The organism is Sphingomonas azotifigens NBRC 15497, from assembly GCF_002091475.1.
Taxonomy (GTDB): Bacteria; Pseudomonadota; Alphaproteobacteria; order Sphingomonadales; family Sphingomonadaceae; genus Sphingomonas; species Sphingomonas azotifigens.
Genome location: NZ_BCTR01000052.1, coordinates 17845 through 39407 on the forward strand (window position 1 = coordinate 17845; position 21563 = coordinate 39407).

General features: G+C 69.1%; 21 protein-coding genes, 1 tRNA gene, 1 pseudogene and 1 other annotated feature. Of the genes and pseudogenes, 14 read left to right on the plus strand and 9 right to left on the minus strand.

Features of this window, described 5'->3' with window-relative positions; translation table 11 throughout:
• Positions 1-31: 31 nt before the first annotated feature.
• Positions 32-1540, minus strand: coding sequence for an exodeoxyribonuclease VII large subunit (gene xseA / locus SAZ01S_RS16510; protein WP_084583382.1), 1509 nt, complete (start codon positions 1538-1540; stop codon positions 32-34).
• Between xseA and purD the strand changes: the two genes are divergently transcribed.
• Positions 1539-2804, plus strand: coding sequence for a phosphoribosylamine--glycine ligase (purD, locus tag SAZ01S_RS16515; RefSeq protein WP_084583383.1), 1266 nt, complete (start codon positions 1539-1541; stop codon positions 2802-2804). The two genes, xseA and purD, sit on opposite strands and share 2 nt — an antisense overlap.
• A 47-nt stretch (positions 2805-2851) precedes the next feature.
• On the opposite strand, the gene SAZ01S_RS16520 is transcribed toward purD, so the two are convergent.
• The 3 genes from SAZ01S_RS16520 to SAZ01S_RS16530 form a co-directional block, all read right to left on the minus strand.
• Positions 2852-3331 carry a YbjN domain-containing protein gene (locus tag SAZ01S_RS16520; protein WP_084583384.1) on the minus strand — a complete coding sequence of 160 codons (480 nt, stop codon included), beginning with the start codon at positions 3329-3331 and terminating at the stop codon, positions 2852-2854.
• 64 nt (positions 3332-3395) lie between these two features.
• Positions 3396-4190 (minus strand): SDR family oxidoreductase, encoded by a 795-nt coding sequence (locus tag SAZ01S_RS16525; RefSeq protein WP_084583385.1) that lies wholly within the window; start codon positions 4188-4190, stop codon positions 3396-3398.
• Between the two features lie 90 nt (positions 4191-4280).
• Positions 4281-4985 (minus strand): NAD-dependent deacylase, encoded by a 705-nt coding sequence (locus tag SAZ01S_RS16530; RefSeq protein WP_084583386.1) that lies wholly within the window; start codon positions 4983-4985, stop codon positions 4281-4283.
• A 77-nt stretch (positions 4986-5062) separates the two neighbouring features.
• Between SAZ01S_RS16530 and SAZ01S_RS16535 the strand changes: the two genes are divergently transcribed.
• The 4 genes from SAZ01S_RS16535 (at position 5063) to SAZ01S_RS16550 (ending at position 7013) form a co-directional block, all read left to right on the plus strand.
• Entirely contained in the window at positions 5063-5434 is a 372-nt protein-coding gene (locus tag SAZ01S_RS16535; protein WP_084583387.1) for a hypothetical protein, read from the plus strand.
• 41 nt (positions 5435-5475) lie between these two features.
• On the plus strand, positions 5476-6204 hold the full coding sequence (gene dapB, locus SAZ01S_RS16540) for a 4-hydroxy-tetrahydrodipicolinate reductase (RefSeq protein WP_084583388.1): 729 nt from the start codon (positions 5476-5478) through the stop codon (positions 6202-6204).
• A complete protein-coding gene (nth, locus tag SAZ01S_RS16545; RefSeq protein WP_084583389.1) occupies positions 6201-6866 on the plus strand; it encodes an endonuclease III in 666 nt (221 codons plus the stop codon). The genes dapB and nth overlap by 4 nt, the downstream gene beginning before the upstream one ends.
• 70 nt (positions 6867-6936) lie before the next feature.
• Positions 6937-7013, plus strand: a tRNA-Arg gene (locus SAZ01S_RS16550).
• 416 nt (positions 7014-7429) lie between these two features.
• On the opposite strand, the gene SAZ01S_RS16555 is transcribed toward SAZ01S_RS16550, so the two are convergent.
• Both SAZ01S_RS16555 and SAZ01S_RS16560 read right to left on the minus strand, forming a co-directional pair.
• A complete protein-coding gene (locus tag SAZ01S_RS16555; RefSeq protein WP_084583390.1) occupies positions 7430-7897 on the minus strand; it encodes a DoxX family protein in 468 nt (155 codons plus the stop codon).
• Between the two features lie 52 nt (positions 7898-7949).
• Positions 7950-8213 carry a BufA1 family periplasmic bufferin-type metallophore gene (locus SAZ01S_RS16560; protein ID WP_084583391.1) on the minus strand — a complete coding sequence of 88 codons (264 nt, stop codon included), beginning with the start codon at positions 8211-8213 and terminating at the stop codon, positions 7950-7952.
• 254 nt (positions 8214-8467) lie between these two features.
• On the opposite strand from SAZ01S_RS16560, the gene SAZ01S_RS16565 reads away from it, so the two are divergent.
• The 5 genes from SAZ01S_RS16565 to SAZ01S_RS16585 all read left to right on the plus strand — a co-directional run bounded on the left by SAZ01S_RS16565 (position 8468) and on the right by SAZ01S_RS16585 (position 11587).
• Positions 8468-8968 (plus strand): sigma-70 family RNA polymerase sigma factor, encoded by a 501-nt coding sequence (locus SAZ01S_RS16565; RefSeq protein WP_245824946.1) that lies wholly within the window; start codon positions 8468-8470, stop codon positions 8966-8968.
• Entirely contained in the window at positions 8965-9630 is a 666-nt protein-coding gene (locus tag SAZ01S_RS16570) for a DUF1109 domain-containing protein (protein ID WP_245824948.1), read from the plus strand. The genes SAZ01S_RS16565 and SAZ01S_RS16570 overlap by 4 nt, the downstream gene beginning before the upstream one ends.
• A gap of 75 nt (positions 9631-9705) precedes the next feature.
• Complete coding sequence (gene bufA2 / locus SAZ01S_RS16575) at positions 9706-9966, plus strand: BufA2 family periplasmic bufferin-type metallophore (protein ID WP_084583394.1); 261 nt, start codon at positions 9706-9708, stop codon at positions 9964-9966.
• A 56-nt stretch (positions 9967-10022) separates the two neighbouring features.
• Complete coding sequence (bufB, locus tag SAZ01S_RS16580; protein ID WP_084583395.1) at positions 10023-10850, plus strand: MNIO family bufferin maturase; 828 nt, start codon at positions 10023-10025, stop codon at positions 10848-10850.
• Positions 10847-11587 (plus strand): HvfC/BufC N-terminal domain-containing protein, encoded by a 741-nt coding sequence (locus tag SAZ01S_RS16585; RefSeq protein ID WP_084583396.1) that lies wholly within the window; start codon positions 10847-10849, stop codon positions 11585-11587. The genes bufB and SAZ01S_RS16585 overlap by 4 nt, the downstream gene beginning before the upstream one ends.
• A 168-nt stretch (positions 11588-11755) precedes the next feature.
• On the opposite strand, the pseudogene SAZ01S_RS16590 reads toward SAZ01S_RS16585, so the two are convergent.
• A pseudogene (locus tag SAZ01S_RS16590) lies at positions 11756-12889 on the minus strand (IS3 family transposase); the annotation flags it as partial.
• Positions 12481-12608: a sequence feature (AL1L pseudoknot), on the minus strand. Its footprint overlaps the pseudogene before it by 128 nt.
• A 465-nt stretch (positions 12890-13354) precedes the next feature.
• On the minus strand, positions 13355-15004 hold the full coding sequence (locus SAZ01S_RS16595; protein WP_218018103.1) for an MFS transporter: 1650 nt from the start codon (positions 15002-15004) through the stop codon (positions 13355-13357).
• A 239-nt stretch (positions 15005-15243) separates the two neighbouring features.
• Between SAZ01S_RS16595 and SAZ01S_RS16600 the strand changes: the two genes are divergently transcribed.
• Genes SAZ01S_RS16600 through SAZ01S_RS16610 form a run of 3 tightly spaced genes read left to right on the plus strand, consistent with a single transcriptional unit; the run spans position 15244 to position 19261 of the window.
• The gene (locus SAZ01S_RS16600; protein ID WP_245824952.1) at positions 15244-16548 is read left to right on the plus strand and encodes a cytochrome c; all 1305 of its coding nucleotides are present in this window, start codon (positions 15244-15246) and stop codon (positions 16546-16548) included.
• Positions 16545-17021 carry a (2Fe-2S)-binding protein gene (locus SAZ01S_RS16605; protein WP_084583398.1) on the plus strand — a complete coding sequence of 159 codons (477 nt, stop codon included), beginning with the start codon at positions 16545-16547 and terminating at the stop codon, positions 17019-17021. Before SAZ01S_RS16600 ends, SAZ01S_RS16605 begins: the two co-directional genes overlap by 4 nt.
• On the plus strand, positions 17018-19261 hold the full coding sequence (locus tag SAZ01S_RS16610) for a xanthine dehydrogenase family protein molybdopterin-binding subunit (RefSeq protein ID WP_084583399.1): 2244 nt from the start codon (positions 17018-17020) through the stop codon (positions 19259-19261). Before SAZ01S_RS16605 ends, SAZ01S_RS16610 begins: the two co-directional genes overlap by 4 nt.
• 10 nt (positions 19262-19271) lie before the next feature.
• Here SAZ01S_RS16610 and SAZ01S_RS16615 read toward each other — a convergent pair whose 3' ends face one another.
• Positions 19272-20162: a LysR family transcriptional regulator gene (locus SAZ01S_RS16615; protein WP_084583400.1), complete on the minus strand. Its 891-nt coding sequence runs from the start codon at positions 20160-20162 to the stop codon at positions 19272-19274.
• A gap of 151 nt (positions 20163-20313) precedes the next feature.
• Between SAZ01S_RS16615 and SAZ01S_RS16620 the strand changes: the two genes are divergently transcribed.
• Entirely contained in the window at positions 20314-21501 is a 1188-nt protein-coding gene (locus SAZ01S_RS16620) for an MFS transporter (RefSeq protein ID WP_084583401.1), read from the plus strand.
• Positions 21502-21563: the final 62 nt, after the last annotated feature.

The following is a 21563-nucleotide window of genomic DNA, read 5'->3' on the forward strand; positions in this document are numbered from 1 at the left end:
CATTCCTGCTCTACTCGGTTTCGGATGCGCCCTAGAGCAGCGTCGGCTGCTCGGGCTTGGGCGCAACATAGGCCTTGCCTTGACCACGCTCAACCCGGGCATCCACCGAACCATCGGCGAAATGCAGCGTCACGGCCTGTGCAGCGCGCGCATCCTCGGCCGAAGCGACCACCTTGCCGGTGCCGCGCCCCTCCACCCAGGCATAGCCTTTCTTGAGCGGCAGTTCGGGGTCGAGCAGTTCGAGATGGCGCCCCATTGCCGCCAGTCGCTCCGAGGCGGTGGCGAAGCGGCGTTCGAGGCTGGCCAGCTTCAGCGCCTCGGCCGGGCGGGCAAAGCGCTGGCGGAGGGCGACCAGCTCACGATCGGCGGCGCGGTCGAGCGCGACGGCGCCCAGCCGCTGCCGCGCGGTGGCCAGCCGCTGTTCGAGCGCCGCCGGGCGCAGCGCCGCGCCGGCACGGTCGAGCTGGCCGCGCGCCACCGTCACTCGTCGTTCGAGCGCCAGCCCAAGCCGCGCGCCGGCATCGTCGAGCCGCTGGCGCTGCGGGCCGAGCAGCGCATCGCGGCGCGGCAGCACGCGGACCAGCGCTGCCAGCCGCTCGCCGGCGCGTTCGTGATAGCGGCGGACACAGCGCTCGGTGCGGTGCGCCAGCGTCGCGATGCCGTGGCGGACGTCGGACAGCACCGGCACCGCGATCTCGGCAGCGGCCGTGGGCGTCGGCGCACGGAGATCGGCGGCGAAATCGCACAGCGTCGTATCGGTCTCGTGGCCGACCGCCGAGATGATCGGGATCGAACATTCCGCCACTGCGCGGACAACGACTTCCTCGTTGAACGACCAGAGATCCTCGATCGAGCCGCCGCCGCGCGCGACGATCAGCAGGTCGGGGCGCGGCACGGGACCACCTGGCGCGATCGCATCGAACCCGCGCACCGCCCGCGCCACCTCCTGCGCCGACCCATCCCCCTGCACCTTGACCGGCCAGACAAGGACGTGGCTGGGGAAGCGATCCTCCAACCGGTGGAGGATGTCGCGGATCACCGCGCCGGTGGGCGAGGTCACCACACCGATTACCTTCGGCATATAAGGCAGCGGCTTTTTCCGCTGGGCGTCGAACAGCCCCTCGCCCGCCAGCTTCGCCTTCAGCCTTTCGAGCAGCGCCATCAGCGCGCCTTCGCCGGCCAGTTCCATCCGCTCGATGACGATCTGGTATTTCGATCGGCCCGGATAGATGGTGAGCTTGCCGGTGGCGATCACCTCCAGCCCGTCCTGCGGCTGGAACGGCAGGGCGGAGGCGGCACCGCGCCAGATCACCCCGTCGATCACCGCGTCCATGTCCTTCAGCGCAAGATAGGCGTGCCCCGAGGCGGCGCGCTTCCAGCCCGAAATCTCCCCGCGCAGCCGGACATGGCCGAACTCGCCCTCGACCATGCGCTTCAGCCGACCGGAGAGTTCGCTGACACTCATCGGTGCCGCGTTGTCCCCGGGCACCGCCTCGGCTACGAGCCGCGCCGATGAAGTCTCGAAAAGGGGGTCGGCCATGAACGTCCTGCTACTGGGGTCGGGGGGTCGCGAACATGCGCTCGCCTGGAAACTCGCGCAATCGCCGCTGCTGACGCAGCTCTTCGCCGCACCGGGCAATCCGGGCATAGCGGCGCATGCGACCTGCGTCGACCTGATACCCACCGATCCGGCGGCGGTGCTCGCCTTCGCGCAGGAATATGCGATCGACCTGGTGGTGGTGGGCCCCGAGGCGCCGCTGGTCGCGGGCGTCGCGGACGCGCTGCGCGAGGCCGGCATTCCGGTGTTCGGACCGGATCGCCTGCCGGCGCAGCTCGAAGGATCGAAGGGCTTCACCAAGGATCTGTGCGCGCGCGCCGGCATCCCGACCGCCGGTTATGTCCGGGTGCACGGGCTGGACGAGGCGCTGGCGGCGCTGGAGCCGTTCGGCCTGCCGGTGGTCGTCAAGGCCGACGGCCTCGCCGCCGGCAAGGGCGTCACCGTCGCGATGACGCGCGACGAGGCGGTCGGCGCGCTGACCGCGATCTTCGCCGATGCCGGCGCCAGCGCGGTGATCGAGGAGTTTCTCGACGGCGAGGAAGCCAGCCTGTTCGTGATCACCGACGGCACGACGGCGGTGCCCTTCGGATCGGCGCAGGATCACAAGCGCGTCGGCGAAGGCGATGTCGGCCCCAACACCGGCGGCATGGGCGCCTATAGCCCCGCGCCTGTCCTGACCCCGGCACTGGAACGCGCGGCAATGGACCAGATCGTCGAGCCGACGATCGCGACGCTGGCGGCCGAGGGCATGCCCTATTCGGGCGTGCTCTATGCCGGTCTGATGCTCACCAAGACCGGGCCCAAGCTGATCGAGTACAACGCCCGCTTCGGCGATCCCGAATGCCAGGTGCTGATGCTGCGGCTGGAGGACGATTTGCTCGAGCTGCTGCTGGCCACCGCCCGCGGCGAACTGGCCGGCCGCCCCGCTCCGCGCTTCCGCCCCGATACCGCGCTGACGGTGGTGATGGCGGCGCGCGGCTATCCCGGCACGCCCGAGACCGGCGGCACGATCGAGGGGATCGCGGCGGCGGAGGCCGACGGCGTGAAGGTGTTCCACGCCGGCACCAGGCAGCAGGGCGACACGATCGTCGCAAGCGGCGGGCGGGTGCTGAACGTCACCGCGATCGGACCCGATATCGCCAGCGCCCAGGCGGCCGCCTATCGCGGGGTTGACGCCATCACCTTCCCCACCGGCTTCTGCCGTCGCGACATCGGCTGGCGCGAACTGGCGCGCGCGCGCGGCTGATCCGGCGGCAGCGGCGCGGGAGCCCCCCCGCGCCGCTGCCGCAGCCATCAGGGCTTCTTCGCGGCGCCGTCCTTCGCCGCGGTGATGAAGTCGACGAAGCTGCCGACCAGCGATTCCCACAGGTCGATATCCTTGCGGAACAGCGCCACAGGGATCGCCTGGTCCTCGAGGTTCACGTCATATTCGAGCGCCGCCTCGCCCTGCTCGTCCGAATAGGCGCGGGCGAAGCGGTGCTTGCTGTTCCAGTCATTGGCGCGCTGGGGCGTGAGCTTGTCGCTCCAGCCGGCATAGAACTGGATGTCGCCGCACTTCACGTTCTTCTCGCAGTTCATGAAGAAGATCGTGAACTTGTAGCCTTGCGCGGCGCTGCGGATCAGCGGATCGCCGTCCTTGTCCTTGGTGAGCTCGGCCTTGTAGCCGGCGTCCTGCAGCGCCTTCACGATGGACTGGGGTTCGGTGGACCGCACCTGCGCCTGTGCCGGCACGGCGATGGCGAGCCCCAGCGCCGTCAACAACCACGTCCGCATTGCATTCCCCCTTTTCCGTTTCGCTTCCGCCCCCCGTATCGCGGTCGGGAGGGGGCTGCCAAGCCTAGCGTCGACCCAGTCGGCTGCGCTGCCCCTGCTTGCGCACCGCCCCCGGCATCCAGCGCGCGGCGAACCACAGCTTGCGCGCGGTCTTGCCGACGCGGGTGTGGAGCGCCGAGCCGTGCACTGCCGCCCAGGCCGCCTCGGCGACATCGCCCACCGGCGAAATCTCGAGCCCCGCACGGCGCACATTCTCGCGGATCAGCTGGTTGGAGCCGCCGGTCGGCTGGTCGAGCAGCGGCGTATCGATGAACGACGGCATCAGCGTCCGCACCCGGATCCCCGCCGCTGCCCATTCCCCGTCGAGCGCCTCGGCCAGCCCGCGCACCGCGAACTTGGTCGCGGAATAGATCGCGGCGCCCGCCGTGCCATAGATGCCCGCCGCCGAGCTGGTGATCAGCATCGCCGATCCCGGCGTCGCGGCGAGCAGCGCGAACCCGGCATGGGCGCCGTGCACCACCCCCATGAAGTTGACCGCGTTGCAGCGCTCCAGTTCGGCGGGCGTCGCACTGGCAAACGGGCCGCTGGTGCCGATGCCGGCATTGTTGAACAGCACGTCCATCCGCCCGCCGCTCGCCTCGGCGAAGCCGGCAAGCGCCGCGGTCCACTGCTCGCGATCGCGCACGTCGAGCAAATGCGTCGTCGTCGTTCCCTCGGGCAACAGCGCCTGCGTTTCGGCGAGCCCGGCCGCATTGACGTCCGCCAGGCCCACGCGCCAGCCGCGCTGCGCGAACAACAGCGCCACCGCCCGGCCGATGCCGGATGCGCCGCCGGTAATGAAGATCGCCTGCTGGGCCATCCCGCTTCTCTCCCCTGATCTGGTACCCTTTGCCGGGACCTTGCCGCCATCCTCCCGCACAATGCGGCGCGGCGCCAGTGCGTTGTTGCGTCAGGCGTTCGCGAGCAGTTCGTCGACCCAGGCCGGCACCAGCGTGCCGGCCGGCCCCATGCGGCTCTCCTCGAACCAGTGGCTGCCGCTCGACGGATCGAGATTCATTTCCAGCGTCGCCGCGCCATGATGCCGTGCGGTCTGCACGAACCCCGCCGCCGGATAGACCGCGCCCGAGGTGCCGATCGAAACGAACAGGTCGGCATCCACCAGCGCCGCCTCGATCCGCTCCATCGCGTACGGCATCTCGCCGAAGAAGACGATGTCCGGCCGCAGCGCCAGCATGCCGCAATTGGGACATTCGCTCTCGGGCGGCAGCGGCTCGCTCCACCGCTCGCGGATGCCGCAGGCGGCGCACAGGGCGGACCGCAGCTCGCCATGCATGTGGAGCAGTCGCGTGGCGCCGGCACGCTCGTGCAGATCGTCGACATTCTGGGTGACGATCAGCAGGTCGCCCGGCCATGCCGCATCCAGCCGCGCGAGGGCATGGTGCGCAGCATTGGGCGCGACATCGTCGAGCGCGGCACGGCGCAGGTCGTAGAAGCGGTGGACCAGCGCCGGATCGCGCGCCAGCGCCTCGGGCGTGCAGACATCCTCCACCCGGTGCCCCTCCCACAGTCCGCCAGGCCCGCGAAAGGTGGCGATGCCGCTCTCGGCGGAGATGCCGGCGCCGGTGAGAATCACGAGATTGCGGAGACTGGCCATGCCGCGACCCTAGCGCCGCCTTGGTGGCGCCGCAAAGCTCGGTTCCTCTCGGCACTGCAAGGATCGGAGACAAGACCATGGCCCTGCTCGCTTTTGCCCTCGTCGCGCTCCTCCTGCCATCGCAGGTGCGCGGGCCCGCCAGCGACGACGATACGGCGGCCATCGCGCATCGCTCGCTCACCCAGCAGCGCTGCCCCACCCCGACCAGCGACGACGACATCATCGTCTGCACGCGCGATCAACCCGATCGCTATCGCATCGTCCCCACGCCGCAACCGCCCGCCCCGCGCCGCGCGGTCGACCCCAGCTTCCGTCTGCCGGGCGGCGGCGAGGTCCGTGCGGAGGCCCAGCAGCACAGCGCCGGCATCGCCTCGGTGCCCGCCGCCTTCGTGACGCTGCGGATTCCACTGGGTGCCAAAAAGAAAAAGGCGGACGACGCACAAAAATAGCCTCTGTCGTTCGGCCCCAGGATCGTGCAACAGCGCGGGCCATGACGAGCATCGGCATCTATGGCAGCATGGGGCGGATGGGACAGGCGATCGCCGCCGCCCTTCCCGATTTCGGCGCGCGCGCAGCGGGTGGCGCCGATGCCGGCGACGATCCCGCCGAGCTTGCCCGCAAGGCCGATGTCATCGTCGATTTCTCGGCGCCCGCGGCGCTCGAGGCCCATCTCGCCGCCGCCCGCGCCGCGCGCACGCCGATCGTGATCGGCACCACCGGCCTCGGCGAACGCCACCACCGGATGATCGACGCCGCGGCCGAGGACATTGCCGTGCTGCAGACCGGCAACACCTCGCTCGGCATCGGGCTGCTCGCGCGGCTGGTGCACGAGGCGGCGCAGCGGCTCGGGCAGGATTGGGACATCGAGATCGTCGAGATGCACCACCGCAACAAGGCCGATGCGCCATCGGGCACCGCGCTGATGCTGGGCGCCGCCGCTGCCGAGGCGATGGGCACCACGCTCGCCGACGCCGGGGTGAGCGATCGCGCCGGTCTCACCGGTCCGCGCGCTGCCGGCACGATCGGCATGGCGAGCCTGCGCGGCGGCTCGGTGATCGGCGACCACATGGTGGTCTTCGCCAGCGAAGGCGAACGAATCGAGCTCACCCACCGCGCCGACGATCGCGCGATCTTCGCCAAGGGTGCGATTCGCGCCGCGCTCTGGCTCGCCGGCCGCGAGCCGGGCCGCTACACGATGGACCAGGTGCTCGGCGTGTGAAGAAGGCGGCGGTCGTCGAGTTCTTCGCGCGGCTGGCGGCGGACAATCCGCACCCTGAAACCGAGCTCGAATCGGTCAACACCTTCACGCTGCTCGTCGCGGTGGTGCTCTCCGCCCAGGCGACCGACGCGGGGGTCAACAAGGCGACCCGCCGCCTGTTCGCCGAGGTAGACACGCCCGAGAAGATGGTGGCGCTGGGCGAGGCGGGCCTCAAGGAGCACATCAAGACGATCGGCCTGTTCAACACCAAGGCCAAGAACGTCATCGCGCTGTCCGAGGCGCTGATCCGCGACCATGGCGGCGACGTCCCCGCCGATCGCGACGCGCTGGAACGGCTGCCGGGCGTCGGCCGCAAGACTGCGAATGTGGTGATGAACGTGGCGTTCGGGCAGGAGACCTTCGCGGTCGACACACACCTCTTCCGCGTCTGCAACCGCACCGGCCTGGCGCCGGGCAAGACGCCGCTGGCGGTGGAGCTGAAGCTTGAAAGGACGGTGCCGCAGCCGTTCCGCCTGCACGCCCACCATTGGCTGATCCTCCACGGCCGCTACGTCTGCAAGGCGCGGACGCCCGAATGCTGGCGCTGCCCGGTAGCCGACCTGTGCGCGTTCAAGCCCAAGACCCCGGCTCCCAAGGCAAAGCAGCCGCCCGAGCCCGCCTGAGCTTTTGCACGCCGGCTGCCGAAAACGGGCTGGCGTTCGGCGAGAGGCTTTGCTAGGCGGCCTGCTCCAGGCACCCGTAGCTCAGCTGGATAGAGCGCTGCCCTCCGAAGGCAGAGGCCACAGGTTCGAATCCTGTCGGGTGCGCCATCTTTTCAATGGTTTAGCTGGATCAGCAGCAAACTTGTCAGATATACGTCAAATATCCCCTTCCGGACTCCTGCGGTTGCGGGCGCACGCCTCTGCCCGAATCCGAGCGGCTGCCGCTTCCAACGCCATCCGGATCGCTAGGAAGCGTGGATGAGAGGCGAAGAAATATAAGCTGCCAATCGGGCCTTGGGACGCCGGCATCCGGATGCCGGGAGCGGGAATCAGTACAGAAGCGGAAGGGCCGAAAGTGAGACTGAGCTACCGATCCGCGATGGCATGTCGAACGGTAGCGCTTGTCAGGAGCCAACATTCGACATTTGTTAGAGCGGCGGAACAGCCCAAAGCACCAGACCGCCGGGAGCCGCACCGCCTTTCTCAAGTGGGGTGACCGCAGCGCGATTGTACTTCCGCAGATCCTAGCGATCTATCATTAACACAGGTCGCACCTCCAGCCCGAGCAGCCGATCGAGCGACCACGCCCCCGGCCCGGCGGCGATCAGCGGGAGCAGCAGCCCTGCCCAGCTGAGATGCGTTGGCCAGGCATCGGGATAGACGAACACTTCGATCACCGTCGTCATCCCCAGCAGCGCCAGCGCGGCGGGCCGGGTGAACAGCCCCAGCACGAGCAGGATCGGGAAGAAATGCTCCGAATAGGTCGCCAGATGCGCGGCGAGCACCGGCGGCGCGAAGGGCAGCGCATAATCGGTGCGGAAGAGTTCATAGGTGGAATCGGTGATCGTCAGCCAGCCCTCCACCTTGGTGCGGCCGGACAGGAAGAAGATGGCGGCGATGCCCAGCCGCGCGACGAGCAGCAGCAGCACCGGCGGCAGCAGACGCGCGGCAAGGTCGCCCGCACGCGTATAGAGGGTGGCGAAGGATCGCATGGCGGACTCCGGGTGTCAGGGGATGCCCGGCCACGCGCGGCCGGGCGGGGCGTCAGGCCTTGGGGGTCAGCGAACCGTTGCCCTTGGGGGTCTTGATCGACGTGCAGGTGCCCGCCTTGACTAACTTCCAGGCATTGCCCTGATAGTTCTTGGTCGCGGTGCCGGCGCAGCTGGTGCCGGCGCCGGCCTTGCAGTCGTTCTTGCCGGCGAGCGCGACGCCGTAGCATTTCTCCATCTTGGGCTGCTGGGCATGGGCGGCGGTGGCGGCGATGCCGAGGGCGAGGGTCGCGGCGAGCGCGGCGGACGTCTTGATCATAGGACTTCTCCTTCGAGGGGGCCTCTCGCGCGGCGGCCCGCAGGGGGCATGGCCGCCGCGCGGTGACCCCGGGGAAGGCGGAGGCGCCGGGTCACCTGCTGCCGTACGCCGGGGGCGGAAGCGCGGTTACAAACCCGACCTGGCCGCGCCCGCGATTTCTTTTCCGCACCGCTGCTGTAACCTGCCGCCATTCGCCCACGTACGCCCGACCAGGAGTGGGAATGCGGCACAGCGAAGCAGAGCTACGAGCGTGGATGACGGCGGGACTCGACGGCGATGCCGCGGCACATGCGGCGTTGCTGCGCGCGCTCGTCCCGCTGCTGCGCGGCTTCTTTCGCCGGCGGATGCGGGGGGATGAGGATATCGAGGATCTGGTGCAGGAAACGCTGATCGCCATTCATACCAAGCGCGGCACCTATGACCGCGATCGTCCGTTCACCGCCTGGCTCTATGCCGTTGCCCGCTACCGGCTGATCGACCATCTTCGCCGGCGCCGCGTTTCCGTGCCGATCGAGGAGGTCGAGGCGATCCTGATCACCGAGGGATTCGAGGAAGCGGTGACGTCGCGGCTCGATATCGAGCGGCTGCTGTCCGGCCTGTCGGGCAAGCAGGCCCGCGCGATCCGGGACACGCACCTGGAGGGTCTGAGCGTCGCCGAGGCGGCCGAGGGCGCGCGGATCGGCCAGTCCGACGTCAAGGTATCGGTGCATCGCGGGCTCAAGGCGCTCGCGGCGCGGCTGCGGGGGCACGAATGATGGCGCAAGACCCCGACACCAGCAGCACCGAGCGGCTGATCGCCGCGCTGTCCGCCGACGTGCCGCCCATCCCGCCGCGCTTCATCGGGCGCCGCATCGCGCTCGGCATCGCCGGCGGCGGCGTGGTGAGCATCGGGCTGGTCTTCGCGCTGTTCGGCATGCGGCCGGACTTCCCGCAGGCGATGTTCGGCTTCTCCTTCTGGATGAAATGGGCGTACACGCTGTCGCTGGGGCTGATCGCGGTCGCGGCGACGGTGCGGCTGGCCCGGCCGGAGGGCGGATCGCTGCGCATGCTGTGGCCGCTGGCGCTGCCGATCCTGCTGCTCGCGGCGCTCGCCATCGAGGAAATGATCCGCACGCCGATGCGCGACTGGCTGTCGATGTGGCTGGGCGGCAGCTGGAACCGCTGCCCCTGGCGGGTGCTGCTGCTCGCGGTGCCGATCTTCCTTGGCCTGCTCTGGTCGTTCCGCAAGCTGGCGCCGACCAACCTGCGCGCGGCCGGCGCCGCCGCCGGTCTGGCAGCGGGTGCCTGGGCCGCCACCATCTACTGCCTCCACTGCGACGAGTTCGCCGCGGTGTTCGTGCTGACCTGGTACAGCCTCGGCATCCTGCTGGCGACCGGACTGGGGGCCCTGCTCGGCCCGCGCGTGCTGCGGTGGTGAGCGTGTAACCGGCCTTCGCGCCGGCTCGTAGGTGGAAGGCCGAACCGGCACCAATCCATCCAAGGGAAACTCTTCATGATCACGCTCCAGACCGGCGCCAGCATCGCCGCCACCGCCGCCCTTGTCGCCCTGTCCGGCGCCAGCGTCGCCGCCCATGCCGCACCCGCCGGCAAGGTCGTCCATTGCTACGGCATCAACAGCTGCAAGGGCACGTCGGACTGCAAGTCGGGCAACCATGACTGCAAGGGCCAGAACGAGTGCAAGGGCCAGGGCTTCAAGGCGGTCTCCGCCAAGGCCTGCAAGGCGCAGGGCGGCAGCCTCACCGAAAAGAAGTGAAGCGCCCGGCGGCCCGACCTCCCCGTCGGGCCGCCCCGTTTTGAAGGAGTAGGGGCATGGCCCACCCGCATCGCTTCGGCCTGGGGCTGCGCAAGCCGCATTATGCCGATTTCCTGGAGGCCGCGGCGCCGGTCCCGGTCGACTTCGTCGAAGTCATCTCCGAAAATTTCATGGTACCCGGCGGCCGCCCCCGCGACATCTTGCGCCGGGTGCGCGAGCGCCATCCGGTGGCGCTGCACGGCGTGTCGATGTCGGTCGGCTCCGCGGACGGCGTGGATCGCGACTATCTGCAGCGCCTGCGCGCGCTGGTCGACGCGGTCGAGCCGCTGTTTGTCTCGGACCATCTCTGCTGGACGCGGTTCGGCGACTTCCAGTCGCACGACCTGCTCCCCTTGCCCTATACCGAGGAGGCGCTGCGGACCGTGTGCGACAATGTCGATGCGGCGCAGACCGCGCTTGGCCGCACGATGCTGATCGAGAACCCGTCGAGCTACCTCGCCTTCGATCGTGCGGACATGACCGAATGGGCGTTTCTCGACGCGCTGTGCGCGCGCACCGGCTGCGAACTGCTGCTCGACGTCAACAACATCTTCGTCAGCGCGACCAACCATGGCTTCGACGCGCATGCCTATCTGGCCGGCATTCCCGCCGCTCGTGTGCGGCAGATCCACCTTGCCGGGCACAGCCGCGGCGAGACGCTGCTGATCGACACGCACGACAAGCCGGTGCCCGATCCGGTCTGGGCGCTCTATGCCGAGGCATTGGCGCGTGTCGGACCGGTCGCGACGATGATCGAGCGCGACGACGCCATTCCCCCGCTCGCCGAGCTGCTCGCCGAACTCGATCACGCGCGCGCGATTGCAGCGCTGCGGGTGGCGGCATGAGGCTGGCGGCGCTTCAGGCGGATTTCGGCCGCTGGCTGCGGGCGGAATGCCCGGACGCGGCGACGCGGCTGGGCGGCGGTGCGGGTCTGGATGTCTATCTCAACAATTATCGCAGCCAGCTGGTCGCCGCGCTGCAGAGCAGCTTTCCGCAGCTGCAGCGCTGGCTGGGCGAGACGGCGTTCCTCGCCGCCGCCGCACGGCATGTCGAAGCGTCGCCGCCCTCCGCCTGGACGCTCGATGCCTATGGCGAGGACTTCCCGGCGACCATCGCGGCGCTCTATCCCGACGATCCCGAATGCGCCGAGCTGGCGCGCATCGAATGGGCGCTGGCGGCAGCGTTCACCACGCCCGACCTTGCCCCCCTCTCCGCGGAATCGCTCGGCGAAGTACAATGGGAAACGGCGCGCTTCGCCTTCATGCCCACCCTCGCCATGCTGCCCGTGACGAGCAATGCCGCCGCCTTGTGGCAGTCGCTTGTCGACGGCACCGTTCCGCCTGCCGTCCAGCGCCTGCCCGCGCCTGGCGCCGTGCTGCTCTGGCGCGACGGCTTCAACCCCAGCTTCCGCACGATCGAGCAAGCCGAGGCGACGGCGATCCTCCAGCTGGAGGCGGGCATGCAATTCGGCGCGCTCTGCACGGCCCTTGCCGACGCGCATGGCGAAGCCGGCAGCGCCGCCATCGTCGGCGGCTGGCTGGGGGCGTGGCTTCGCGACGGGCTCCTCGCCGCGCTCCGTTGACCGCCCTGTCGATCGGCGACCTGAACCGCACCGGGTCTGCCGAAGGCATTGGGTTGTGAGTCACGCCGCCATATCGATGTTGTCCGCGGCAGCATAATATTGTTCTTCGGTTTCGGCAGGCGGGATGTTGCCAATGGGCTCGAACAGCCGAGGATAGTTGAACCAGTCCACCCATTCGAGCGTAGCGTACTCGACAGCTTCGAAGGACCGCCACGGCCCGCGCCTGTGGATCACCTCGGCCTTGAAAAGGCCGTTGATGGTTTCGACCAAAGCGTTGTCGTAGCTGTCACCGACGCTGCCGACGGACGGTTCGATACCGGCTTCGGCCAGGCGCTCGGTGTACTTAATAGATACATATTGGCTGCCGCGGTCGCTGTGGTGGATGAGGCCGCCCCGATGAACCGCCTGCCGCTCGTGGATAGCCTGCTCCAGAGCATCCAGCACGAAGCCGGCATGGGCTGTCCGGCTGACCGGCCAGCCCACGATGTAGCGGGCGTAGACGTCAATCACGAATGCGACATAGACGAATCCCGCCCAGGTCGGGACGTAAGTGAAATCCGAGACCCACAGCATATTCGGCGCTGGTGCATGTATCTGACGGTTGACCCGGTCGAGCGGGCATGGCGCCGTCTTGTCGCTGACCGTGGTGCGCACCGGCCTGCCCCGGACTACGCCTTCGAGGCCGAGATCGCGCATCAGCCGCTCGACCGTGCATCGGGCAATTTCGAACCCTTCGCGTCGCATCTGCCGCCAAACCTTGCGAACACCATAGACACCGAAATTCTCGGCGAAGACCCGCACGATCTCCGGCTTCAGCGCCTGGTCTCGTCGCGCACGAACGGACAGCCGCGACGAGTCGCGGCGTTTGGCATCCTGGTCATCATAGGTGGATGGGGGGCGATCGGCAAAACCCGGCAGATCGGCTCGACCCCATACTCCCCACGATGCTCGTCGATGAAAGCGATCATCGTCTGAACGGGCGCCAAACACTCTGGCTCGCTCCGCCTGGGCAAAATAAGCCGATGCCTTGCGCAGGATTTCGTTGGCCTGCCGCAGTTCACGGTTCTCGCATTCCAGCGCCTTGAGCCGGTCAGCAAGGTCGGTCGGGACCCCGGCACGCTTCCCGCTGTCAACCTCGGCCTTCTTCACCCACTCGTTCAGCGTGTGCGCCGAACAGCCGATCTTCTCGGAGATGGATACCAAGGCCGCCCAACGAGACGGATACTCGCCCTCGTGATCCTGCACCATCCGAACCGCGCGGGCGCGTACCTCCGGTGCGAACTTGTTCGTCGTCTTGCTCATCGTAGCCCCTTCCTCTCAGGAGTTGGGGCCTCCGGCAAACTCGGTGCGGTTCAAATATACCCCTCTGGACGGTGCCGAACAAGCGCGCATCGATGCCACTAAGATACTGAAATATTTGAAAGCTGGTTGGCGCCTATGGACGTAAAAATACCTGAATTTGTCTCTCCGAAGACAGACGCCACAGGTTCGACTCCTGTCGGCTGCGCCAGTTTTCTCACGATTTTGATGAGCCCACATTCTGCCCTTTGGCAGTTACGTGGTCGTAACGTGCCTGATCGGCAAAGAACGACTCCATTTCGGCACCCAACCCGTCCTGAGCGAGCCGCGTTTGACGGGAACGAATGCCACTGTGGTACAGGTGAAGACGTGTCAGCACCACGTCGTGCCAGATACGATCGCGGCCCGTCGCTGGAGACGCTGCCGCAGATCTGCAGCATCGCGGCGGGTGCCAAACCTTGGATGCGTTCATGGGGCGGCGCCGACGAGCCGTGCAGCCCGGCGCCTGCGGCCCTCCCGAACGAGGATGACCGCCGCGAGGAAGACGGCGAGCCCAAGCGCCAGCAGCGTCACCACCCAGAAGGTGTCGTTGAAGGCGAGGACATTGGCTTGCGTCTGCAATGCGCCGCCCAGGCGCGCGCGCGCCTGCGCGGCAGCGGCCGCCGCATCCGGCAACTGGGCAGCGATCTGTGTAGCGTCGACGGCGATGCGCTGCCCTGCGAGCGGATTGCCGACCGGCATCGCGTCCGCCAGCGCTTCCGCGTGCACACGGGTGCGGATCGTCTGGATGCTGCCCAGCAATGCCGCTCCGGCCAGCCCACCGAGATTCTGCGTGGTGCTGAACAGGACGACGAAGCTTACCAGATGCGTCGGCCCGCGTTCCAGAACGCGCGCGATGCCGAAGAGCAGCGCCGGGCCGAGGAAAAGCGTGGTGCCGATGCCGAGCAGCGACTGGCTCAGATAGAGCTGCGTCGCACGGGTATCGCTCGTCGCATGCGTGTCGAGCCACGCGCCCAGTGCAATGACGAGCGCCGATCCGAGCATCATCGGCAACAGCCGGTCCGGCCGCGCCAGCCATGCAGCGACTGCGATGCCGCCGATCATCGCAAGCAGGACGACTGCGAACAGGCCATGCAGCTGATCGTTGGTCAGCCCGCCCAGCGACAATAGCCCCACCGCGGCATAGGTCTGCTCGGTCAGCGCGATGCGGACGACGAGCGAAATGCCGGCGATGAGCAGGACGTCGGCGGTGCCGAACCAGCGCACCTGCAGGAGCGGCTGCGTGCGCCTGTCCTCGACGGCGAACACGAGCCCGAGCAGCAGCAGCGCACCGGCGAACATCCAGCCGAGCCAGGGCGTGTCCGTCCACCAGTAGAAGCGCCCGAACGCCAGGCCCGTGCACCCCAGCAGCATCGCGGCGAGGGCGAGCGCAATGGTGAGCGCATCGAGCGGCTGGAAGACTTTGGTTCGGTCGGTCGGCGGTAGCGGCAGCAGCGTCGTCAGCGCCCAGGCCGCGAGCGCCAGCGCGAGCTCCATCCGGTGCACGCCTGCCCAATGCTCGAGCGCGACGGCCTCCACGGGCACCAGCCGCGCAATCGGCACGGCCAGCTGCGGCAGGCTGAAACCGACGATCACCGCCATCGGGCGAAGCCGCGCGGGGAACACCTGGAAGAAGCTGTAGAGCCCCATCGTCGTCAGCCCGCCGGACGCCACGCCGCTGATCGCGCGCGCCAGGATCGTGGTGCCGAGCGACGGGTAGACCAGCGCGATTCCCTCGCCCAGGATCAGCGCGCCGAGGATCGCATGCATGCAGGCGGGGATGCCGAACTGGATGCGCGCCTTTACCAGCAGCAGGTTCGCCGTGGCGTTGAACGCCACGAAGATCGCGAGCAACAGGTTCGCCTCGGCAACGTAAAGGCCCATATTGCCCGCGATGACGTAGAGGTTGGTCGTGATCAGCGCGTTGCCGAGGCCGCTCGCCAGCGCCAGCACTACACCGGACAGCGCATAGCCGCAGCGGCTCCCGGCCGACAGCCGCGGCGAATAGGGCGCACCCGGGAAAAGCGGCCGTTCTTCCGGCGCGAAGATGTAGCGGCGCTCGGCCATCGTCAGCGGCACTCTCCGGTGCGACGCCGCCGTGCAGGGCCACGGCGACGGGTCGTTGCCTATTTCCCCGGGCAGGCGGCGGGATCCAAGCTATCCCGAGGTTTGCCCTCGCGCCCCGCGTTCATGATCGCGGGGCGCCACCGCGAAACGCGCGCGATTTGTCCAAACTGGCGCAACCGCGCGCAAGAACCCGCCTTCGCCTCGCGGCACATCGATTCCGTGCGCAGTGTCGCTCGAGGGGAATTGCATCCATGGTCACCATGCTGGGCGGGGTGCGCGGCCGGACCCGCTGGTTGCTGGCGCTGTTGCTGCTCGCGGTGGCGGGCGCGCTGATCGCGCTGGCGCTCAGCTGGCGCCCGGCCATCGCCCCGATCGCCCCGCCAGCACCCGGCAGCTTCGCCCCCGAGCAAGTGGCGCGCGGCGCGATGCTGGCGAAGCTCGGCGACTGCGCGGTATGCCACACCCGCGAGGGCGGGCGCCCGCTGGCCGGCGGCAGGCCACTGGCGACGCCGTTCGGCACACTCTATTCGGACAATCTGACGCCCGATCCGGAGACCGGCATCGGCAACTGGTCTGCCGCCGCGTTCCGCCGCGCGATGCAGGACGGGGTCAGCCGCTCGGGCGCGCATCTCTATCCTGCGCTGCCCTATGAGCATTTCACCCATGTCCGCGATGCCGATCTGGATGCGCTCTACGCCTTCCTGATGACGCGCCGCCCGGTACGCGAAGCGGCGCCCGCCAACCGGCTGATCTTCCCGCTCGGCTTCCGCCCGCTGCTCGCCGGCTGGAAGCTGTTGTTCCTCCATCATGGCGAGACCCCGGTGGACCCTATGCGCTCGTCCGAGTGGAATCGCGGCGCCTATCTGGTCGAAGGCCTCGGCCATTGCGGCGGCTGCCACACGCCCCGCAACCTCGCCGGCGGCGAGATTCGCTCGCAGGCCTATGCCGGCGGCATTGCCGAGGGCTGGCGCGCGCCACCGCTCGACACCAGCAATCCGGCCGCGCGCACGTGGACCCAGGAGGCGCTGGTCACCTATCTGCGCACCGGCATTTCGCCCGATCACAGCGCCGCGGCCGGCCCGATGGGCCCGGTGGTAGAGAGTCTCTCGCAGGTGCCCGAAGGCGAAGTGCGCGCGATCGCGGCCTATATCGTCTCGAGGATGGGCGGCAGCCCCGCAGCGCCCATCCCGCCGCTGCCCGATCATGCCGACGCGGCCGCCCGGGCCTTCCCCGAAGGCGCCGTGCTGTTCGCCGGAGCCTGTGCCGGCTGCCATGGCCCCGGCGCACCGATGCTGGGCCAGGGCCGCCCGCTGCTCTCGCTCGCCACCGTACTCCGCGACACCGACCCGACCAGCGCGGCCCAGGCGGTGCTGCAGGGGATCGAGCCGCCGATCGCCGGACGCGGCCCCAAGATGCCCGGCTTCGCCGATACGCTGACCGACCGGCAGGTCGCCGCAGTGCTCGGCTATCTCCGCGCCCGCTACACCGACCAGCCGGACTGGAAGAAATTGTCCGCCGCCGTCGCCAAGGCCCGCAAGGAGGGCGCCCAGCCATGACACTGAGCATTACCGTGAACGGCACCCGCCACCAGGTGGATGCCAGCCCCGAAACCCCGCTGCTCTATGTGCTGCGCGACGATCTCGGGCTCAACGGTGCAAAATATGGCTGCGGCCTCGGCCAGTGCGGCGCCTGCACGGTGCAGCTGGACGGCAAGGCCGTGTTCTCCTGCGTCACCCCCGTCTCGGCGGTGGGCGATCGGCCGGTGCGCACCGTCGAGGGGCTGGGCACCATCGATCGGATGAGCCCGCTGCAGCAGGCATTCCGCGACGAGCAGGCGGCACAGTGCGGCTATTGCATCGCGGGCATGATCATGCGCGCCCAGGCCCTGCTCGACGCCGATCCGCACCCGGACGAGGCGAAGATCCGTGCGCACATGCAGACCAATCTCTGCCGTTGCGGCACCCATATGCGCATCCTCCGCGCGATCCGCCGGGTCGCCGGCGTCCCCAACGACGGAGCCGGCGCATGACCTTCGATCGGCGCCAGCTGCTGGCGAGCGGCGGCCTGCTCGTCGCGTTCGGCATGGCGGGGCACGGCCTCGCCCAGCTCGCCGGCGGCGGCGAGGGTGGCGCGGCGCCCAGGCCGGTGCGGCCCGACCTGCCCGGCAGCCTGAAGAGCAACCCGGTGCTCGACAGCTGGGTGCATATCGCCGCCGATGGAAAGATCACCGTCTTCTCGGGCAAGGCCGAGCTCGGCCAGGGCATCCGTACCGCGCTGCGCCAGGTCGCGGCGGAAGAGCTGGACGTGCCACCCACCACGATCGACCTCGTCACGGCGGACACCGCCCGCACCCCCGACGAGGGGCTTACCGCCGGCAGCCATTCGATGCAGGACGGCGGCACCGCCATCGCCAATGCCTGCGCCAATGTCCGGATGCTGCTGACCCAGGCCGCGGCGAAGCGCTGGGGTGCCGCCGCCGACACGCTCTCCACCAACGGCAAGGCGCAGGTGACCGCGCCCGATGGCCGCATGTTAGGGTATGGCGCGCTAGCGGCGGACCTGTCGCTCAGCGTCGAAGCGATCCCCAACGCCCCGCGCCGCGATCCGCGCCACTATCGCACGCTGGGGCACGACCTGCCGCGCATCGACCTCCCCGCCAAGCTCACCGGCGGTGCCGCTTATGTGCAGGATCTGCGCCTACCCGGCATGCTCCACGCCCGCGTCGTGCGCGGGCCGAGCTACGGCACCCGTCTCGCCAGGCCGCAGCTCGATCGCGCGCGCAAGATGCCGGGCGTAGTCGCGGTGATCGAGAATGGTCGCTTCGCCGCCGTGGTCGCCGAGAAGGAATGGCAGGCGATCCAGGCAATGCGCGTCGCACAGGACAGCGACTATATCCGGGACCTGCCACCGCTGCCGGTGGAAGACGGGCCGCATCGGCTGCAGAAGCTGCCAACCCGCGAAATCCAGGTGCTCGACACGCACGACGGCGCGAAGCCCGTATGGAAGACCGTGCGCGGCAGCTACAGCCGTCCCTGGTACAGCCATGGCTCGATCGGCCCCTCCTGCGCGGTGGCGCTGGCCAAGGATGGCGGGCTGACGCTCTGGTCGCACAGCCAGGGCGTGTTCGACATGCACCGCGCCGTCGCAGAGCTGGTCGGGCTGGCGCCGGAGAAAGTGCGCTGCATCCACACGCCCTCGGCGGGCTGCTACGGCCAGAACGGCGCCGACGACGTCACTGCCGAGGCCGGGCTGATCGCGATGGCGCTGCCCGGCCGCCCGATTCGCCTGCAATGGATGCGCGAACAGGAATTCGGCTGGGAACCGTGCGGCTGCGGCATGGTCACCCGCGTCGAGGCGGCGATCGGCCCGGACAAGCGGATCGCGCACTGGAACTATGAGGTGTGGAGCAACTCGCACAACAACCGCCCGGTCGGCGCGGGCGGCTATGCGGTCGCGCAGGAGATCACCCCCGGCTTCCCTGCGCCGCCGCCCAAGCCGATCCCGATGCCTGAGGGCGACGGCGACCGGAACGCCAACCCGCTCTACGTCTTCCCCAACATGGACGTACGCTATCATTTCGTGCCGGAGATGCCGCTGCGCGTCTCGGCGCTGCGCTCGCTCGGCGCGCATCTCAACGTCTTCACGATCGAGAGCGTCCTCGACGAACTGGCGCTGGCCGGCGGCGTGGATCCGCTCGCCTTCCGCCTTGCGCATATGCAGGACGAACGCGCGCGGGCGGTGATGATCGAGGCGACCAACCGCTTCGGCTGGGCAAAGCGTCCGCGCGGCGACGGCCGACGCGGCTGCGGCATGGCCTTTGCCCGCTACAAGAATATCGGCGCCTATTGCGCGATCGCGATGGAAATCGAGGTCGAGCGGGAGACCGGCGCGATTATCGTCCATCGGGTGCAGGCGGCGGTCGATGCCGGCCAGCCCGCCTCGCCCGACGGCATCCGCAACCAGGTGGAGGGCGGCATCCTCCAGTCGCTGAGCTGGGCGACGCGCGAGGCGGTGACCTATGACGCCACCCGCCGCACCAGCTTCGACTGGGGCAGCTATCCGATCCTGCGCTTCGAGGAAGTTCCGGGATCGGTCGCCGTCCACGTGATGGACCGGCCGGGCGATCCGTTCCTTGGCGCCGGCGAAACCGCGCAGGGCCCGACCAGCGCGGCGCTGGCCAATGCCATCGCCGATGCGACCGGCGCCCGGCTGCGCGACATGCCGCTCACGCCAGAGGTGGTGAAGGCGGCGATCGGGCTGAGTGGCTGAGACGCCGCGCTCAATTCGCCGCCAGTACCTTGCGCAGTGCCTGGTCGAGCGCGTCGATGAACGCGCGCACCTTGGGCGGTACGAGTTGCGCGGTGGGATAGACCGCCCAGATGGCGAGCGGATCGGAGATGCCGTCCTCGAGCGGAATATCGACCAGCGCGCCGCTGCGAATTGCCGGATCCACATCCCAGCTCGACAGATTGGCGATGCCGAGGCCGCCCAGACAGGCCTGGTGGATCGCCTCGATCGAATTGGCGGTGAACGGCCCGGCCACCCGCTGCCGGATCCGCTTGCCGGCCTGCACGAATGCCCAGTGGCTGTGGTTGGTGGGCAGCAGACAATGGTGTTCGGCCAGATCCTCGATCCGCTGCGGCATGCCGCGCTCCGCCAGATAGGCGGGAGACGCCACCAGCCGACGGGGATTGTCCGCCAGCTTGCGCGCGACGAGGTGGTTGTCGCGCAGCTTGGCGATCCGTACCGCCACATCGATCCCGCGGGCGACGATGTCGACCTGCTCGTCGGTCATCAGCAGTTCTACCTGCAGGGCCGGGTGCGCGCGCATGAAACCTGGGATCATCGGTGCCACCACCTTGCGCCCGAACGCCGCCGAGGCAGTGATGCGCAGCATGCCGGCCAGCCCCGCCCCACTCGGCCGCACCGCCGCGATCCCGTTGGCCTGCGCCTCCAGCATCGCGCGGGCATGCGGCAGGAACGCCTCGCCGGCGGTGGTCGGCGAAAGCGCGCGCGTCGTCCGGTGGACCAGCCGCGCGCCGACCTCCTGCTCCAGCGCCGCCAGCCCGCGCGACGCCGCCATTGCGCCGATACCCAGCCGCCGCGCGGCCCCGGCGATGCTGCCGGCCTGCACCGCCTCGACGAAGATCGCCAGTTCCGCGAGATCCATTGCATCGATTCCCGTTATACTGACCTAACGATTCGGATGAGTACCGCCACATCCGTTACAATGCCATATCCGCGGCATCGAAACCGCCGACATGGCTGCCCAGGCAACGGGAGGAGGCCAGCGCCGGCAACCACCTTGTGAGGACCGTCGCATGCATGCCACGATGCTTTCCCCCGGCGCCGTCGCGCCGCACCTCGGCCGCGGGCTGAACTTCGCCATGGCGGTGGCGGCGGGTCTCGCCGTCGCCAACATCTATTACAACCAGCCGATGCTCGGCATCCTCGAAGGCGAGATGCCCGGCAGCCTGACCGGCCTCGTCCCCACCGCCACCCAGCTCGGCTATGCGCTCGGCCTGTTCGCGCTGGTGCCGCTGGGCGACCTGGTGGAGCGGCGCCGGCTGATCGTGATCCAGTTCCTGGTGCTCGCGGCCGGGCTGGTCGGCGCCGCGCTCGCGCCCTCGTCGATGCTGCTCCTGATTGCTTCGCTGCTGCTCGGCGCCTCGGCGACGGTGGCGCAGCAGATCGTGCCCTTCGCAGCGCAGCTCTCCTCGCCCGAGAAGCGCGGCGCAACCGTCGGCACGGTGATGTCGGGCGTGCTCTGCGGTATCCTGCTCAGCCGCACACTGGCCGGCTTCGTCGCCGCGCACGAAGGCTGGCGGGCGATGTTCTGGCTGGGCGTGCCGCTGGCGCTTGGTGCCGCGCTGCTGATGGCCGTCACGCTGCCGCACAGCAAGCCGACGAGCGACCATAGCTATGCCAGCCTGCTGCGCTCGCTCGCGCATCTCTGGGCCGAATTCGGCGAACTGCGCCGCGCCGCGGTGACCCAGGCGCTGCTGTTCGGTGCGTTCACCGCCTTCTGGTCGATCCTCGCGCTCTACCTGCAGACCCCGCGCTTCGGCCTGGGATCGGAAATCGCCGGACTGTTCGGCATCGTCGGTGCGATCGGCATCCTCGCCGCCCCCGTTGCCGGCCGCATCGCCGACAAAAGCGGCCCGCACCGGGTGATCCTCGCCGGCACGCTGCTCACGGTCGTCTCGTGGATCGTGTTCGGGGTGTGGCATGCCGTGGCCGGGCTGGTGATCGGCTGCATCCTGCTCGACTTCGCGGTGCAGAGCGTGCTCGTCTCCAACCAGCACATCGTCTACGCGCTGCGCCCCGAGGCCCGCTCGCGGCTGAACACGATCTTCATGGGATCGATGTTCCTCGGCGGTGCCGGCGGTGCGGCGGCATCGACCGCCGCCTGGAATGCCGGTGGCTGGACCGCGGTCTCGGCGCTCGGCATCGGCCTCGCCCTGCTCGCTTCCGCCCTGCAGCTCGCCGGCCGCCGCAAGGCTGCCTGAGCGCTGCACGCCCGCGCCGTTCGCCACCTCCCCCTCGGGGAACGGCGCGGGCACCCCTTGTC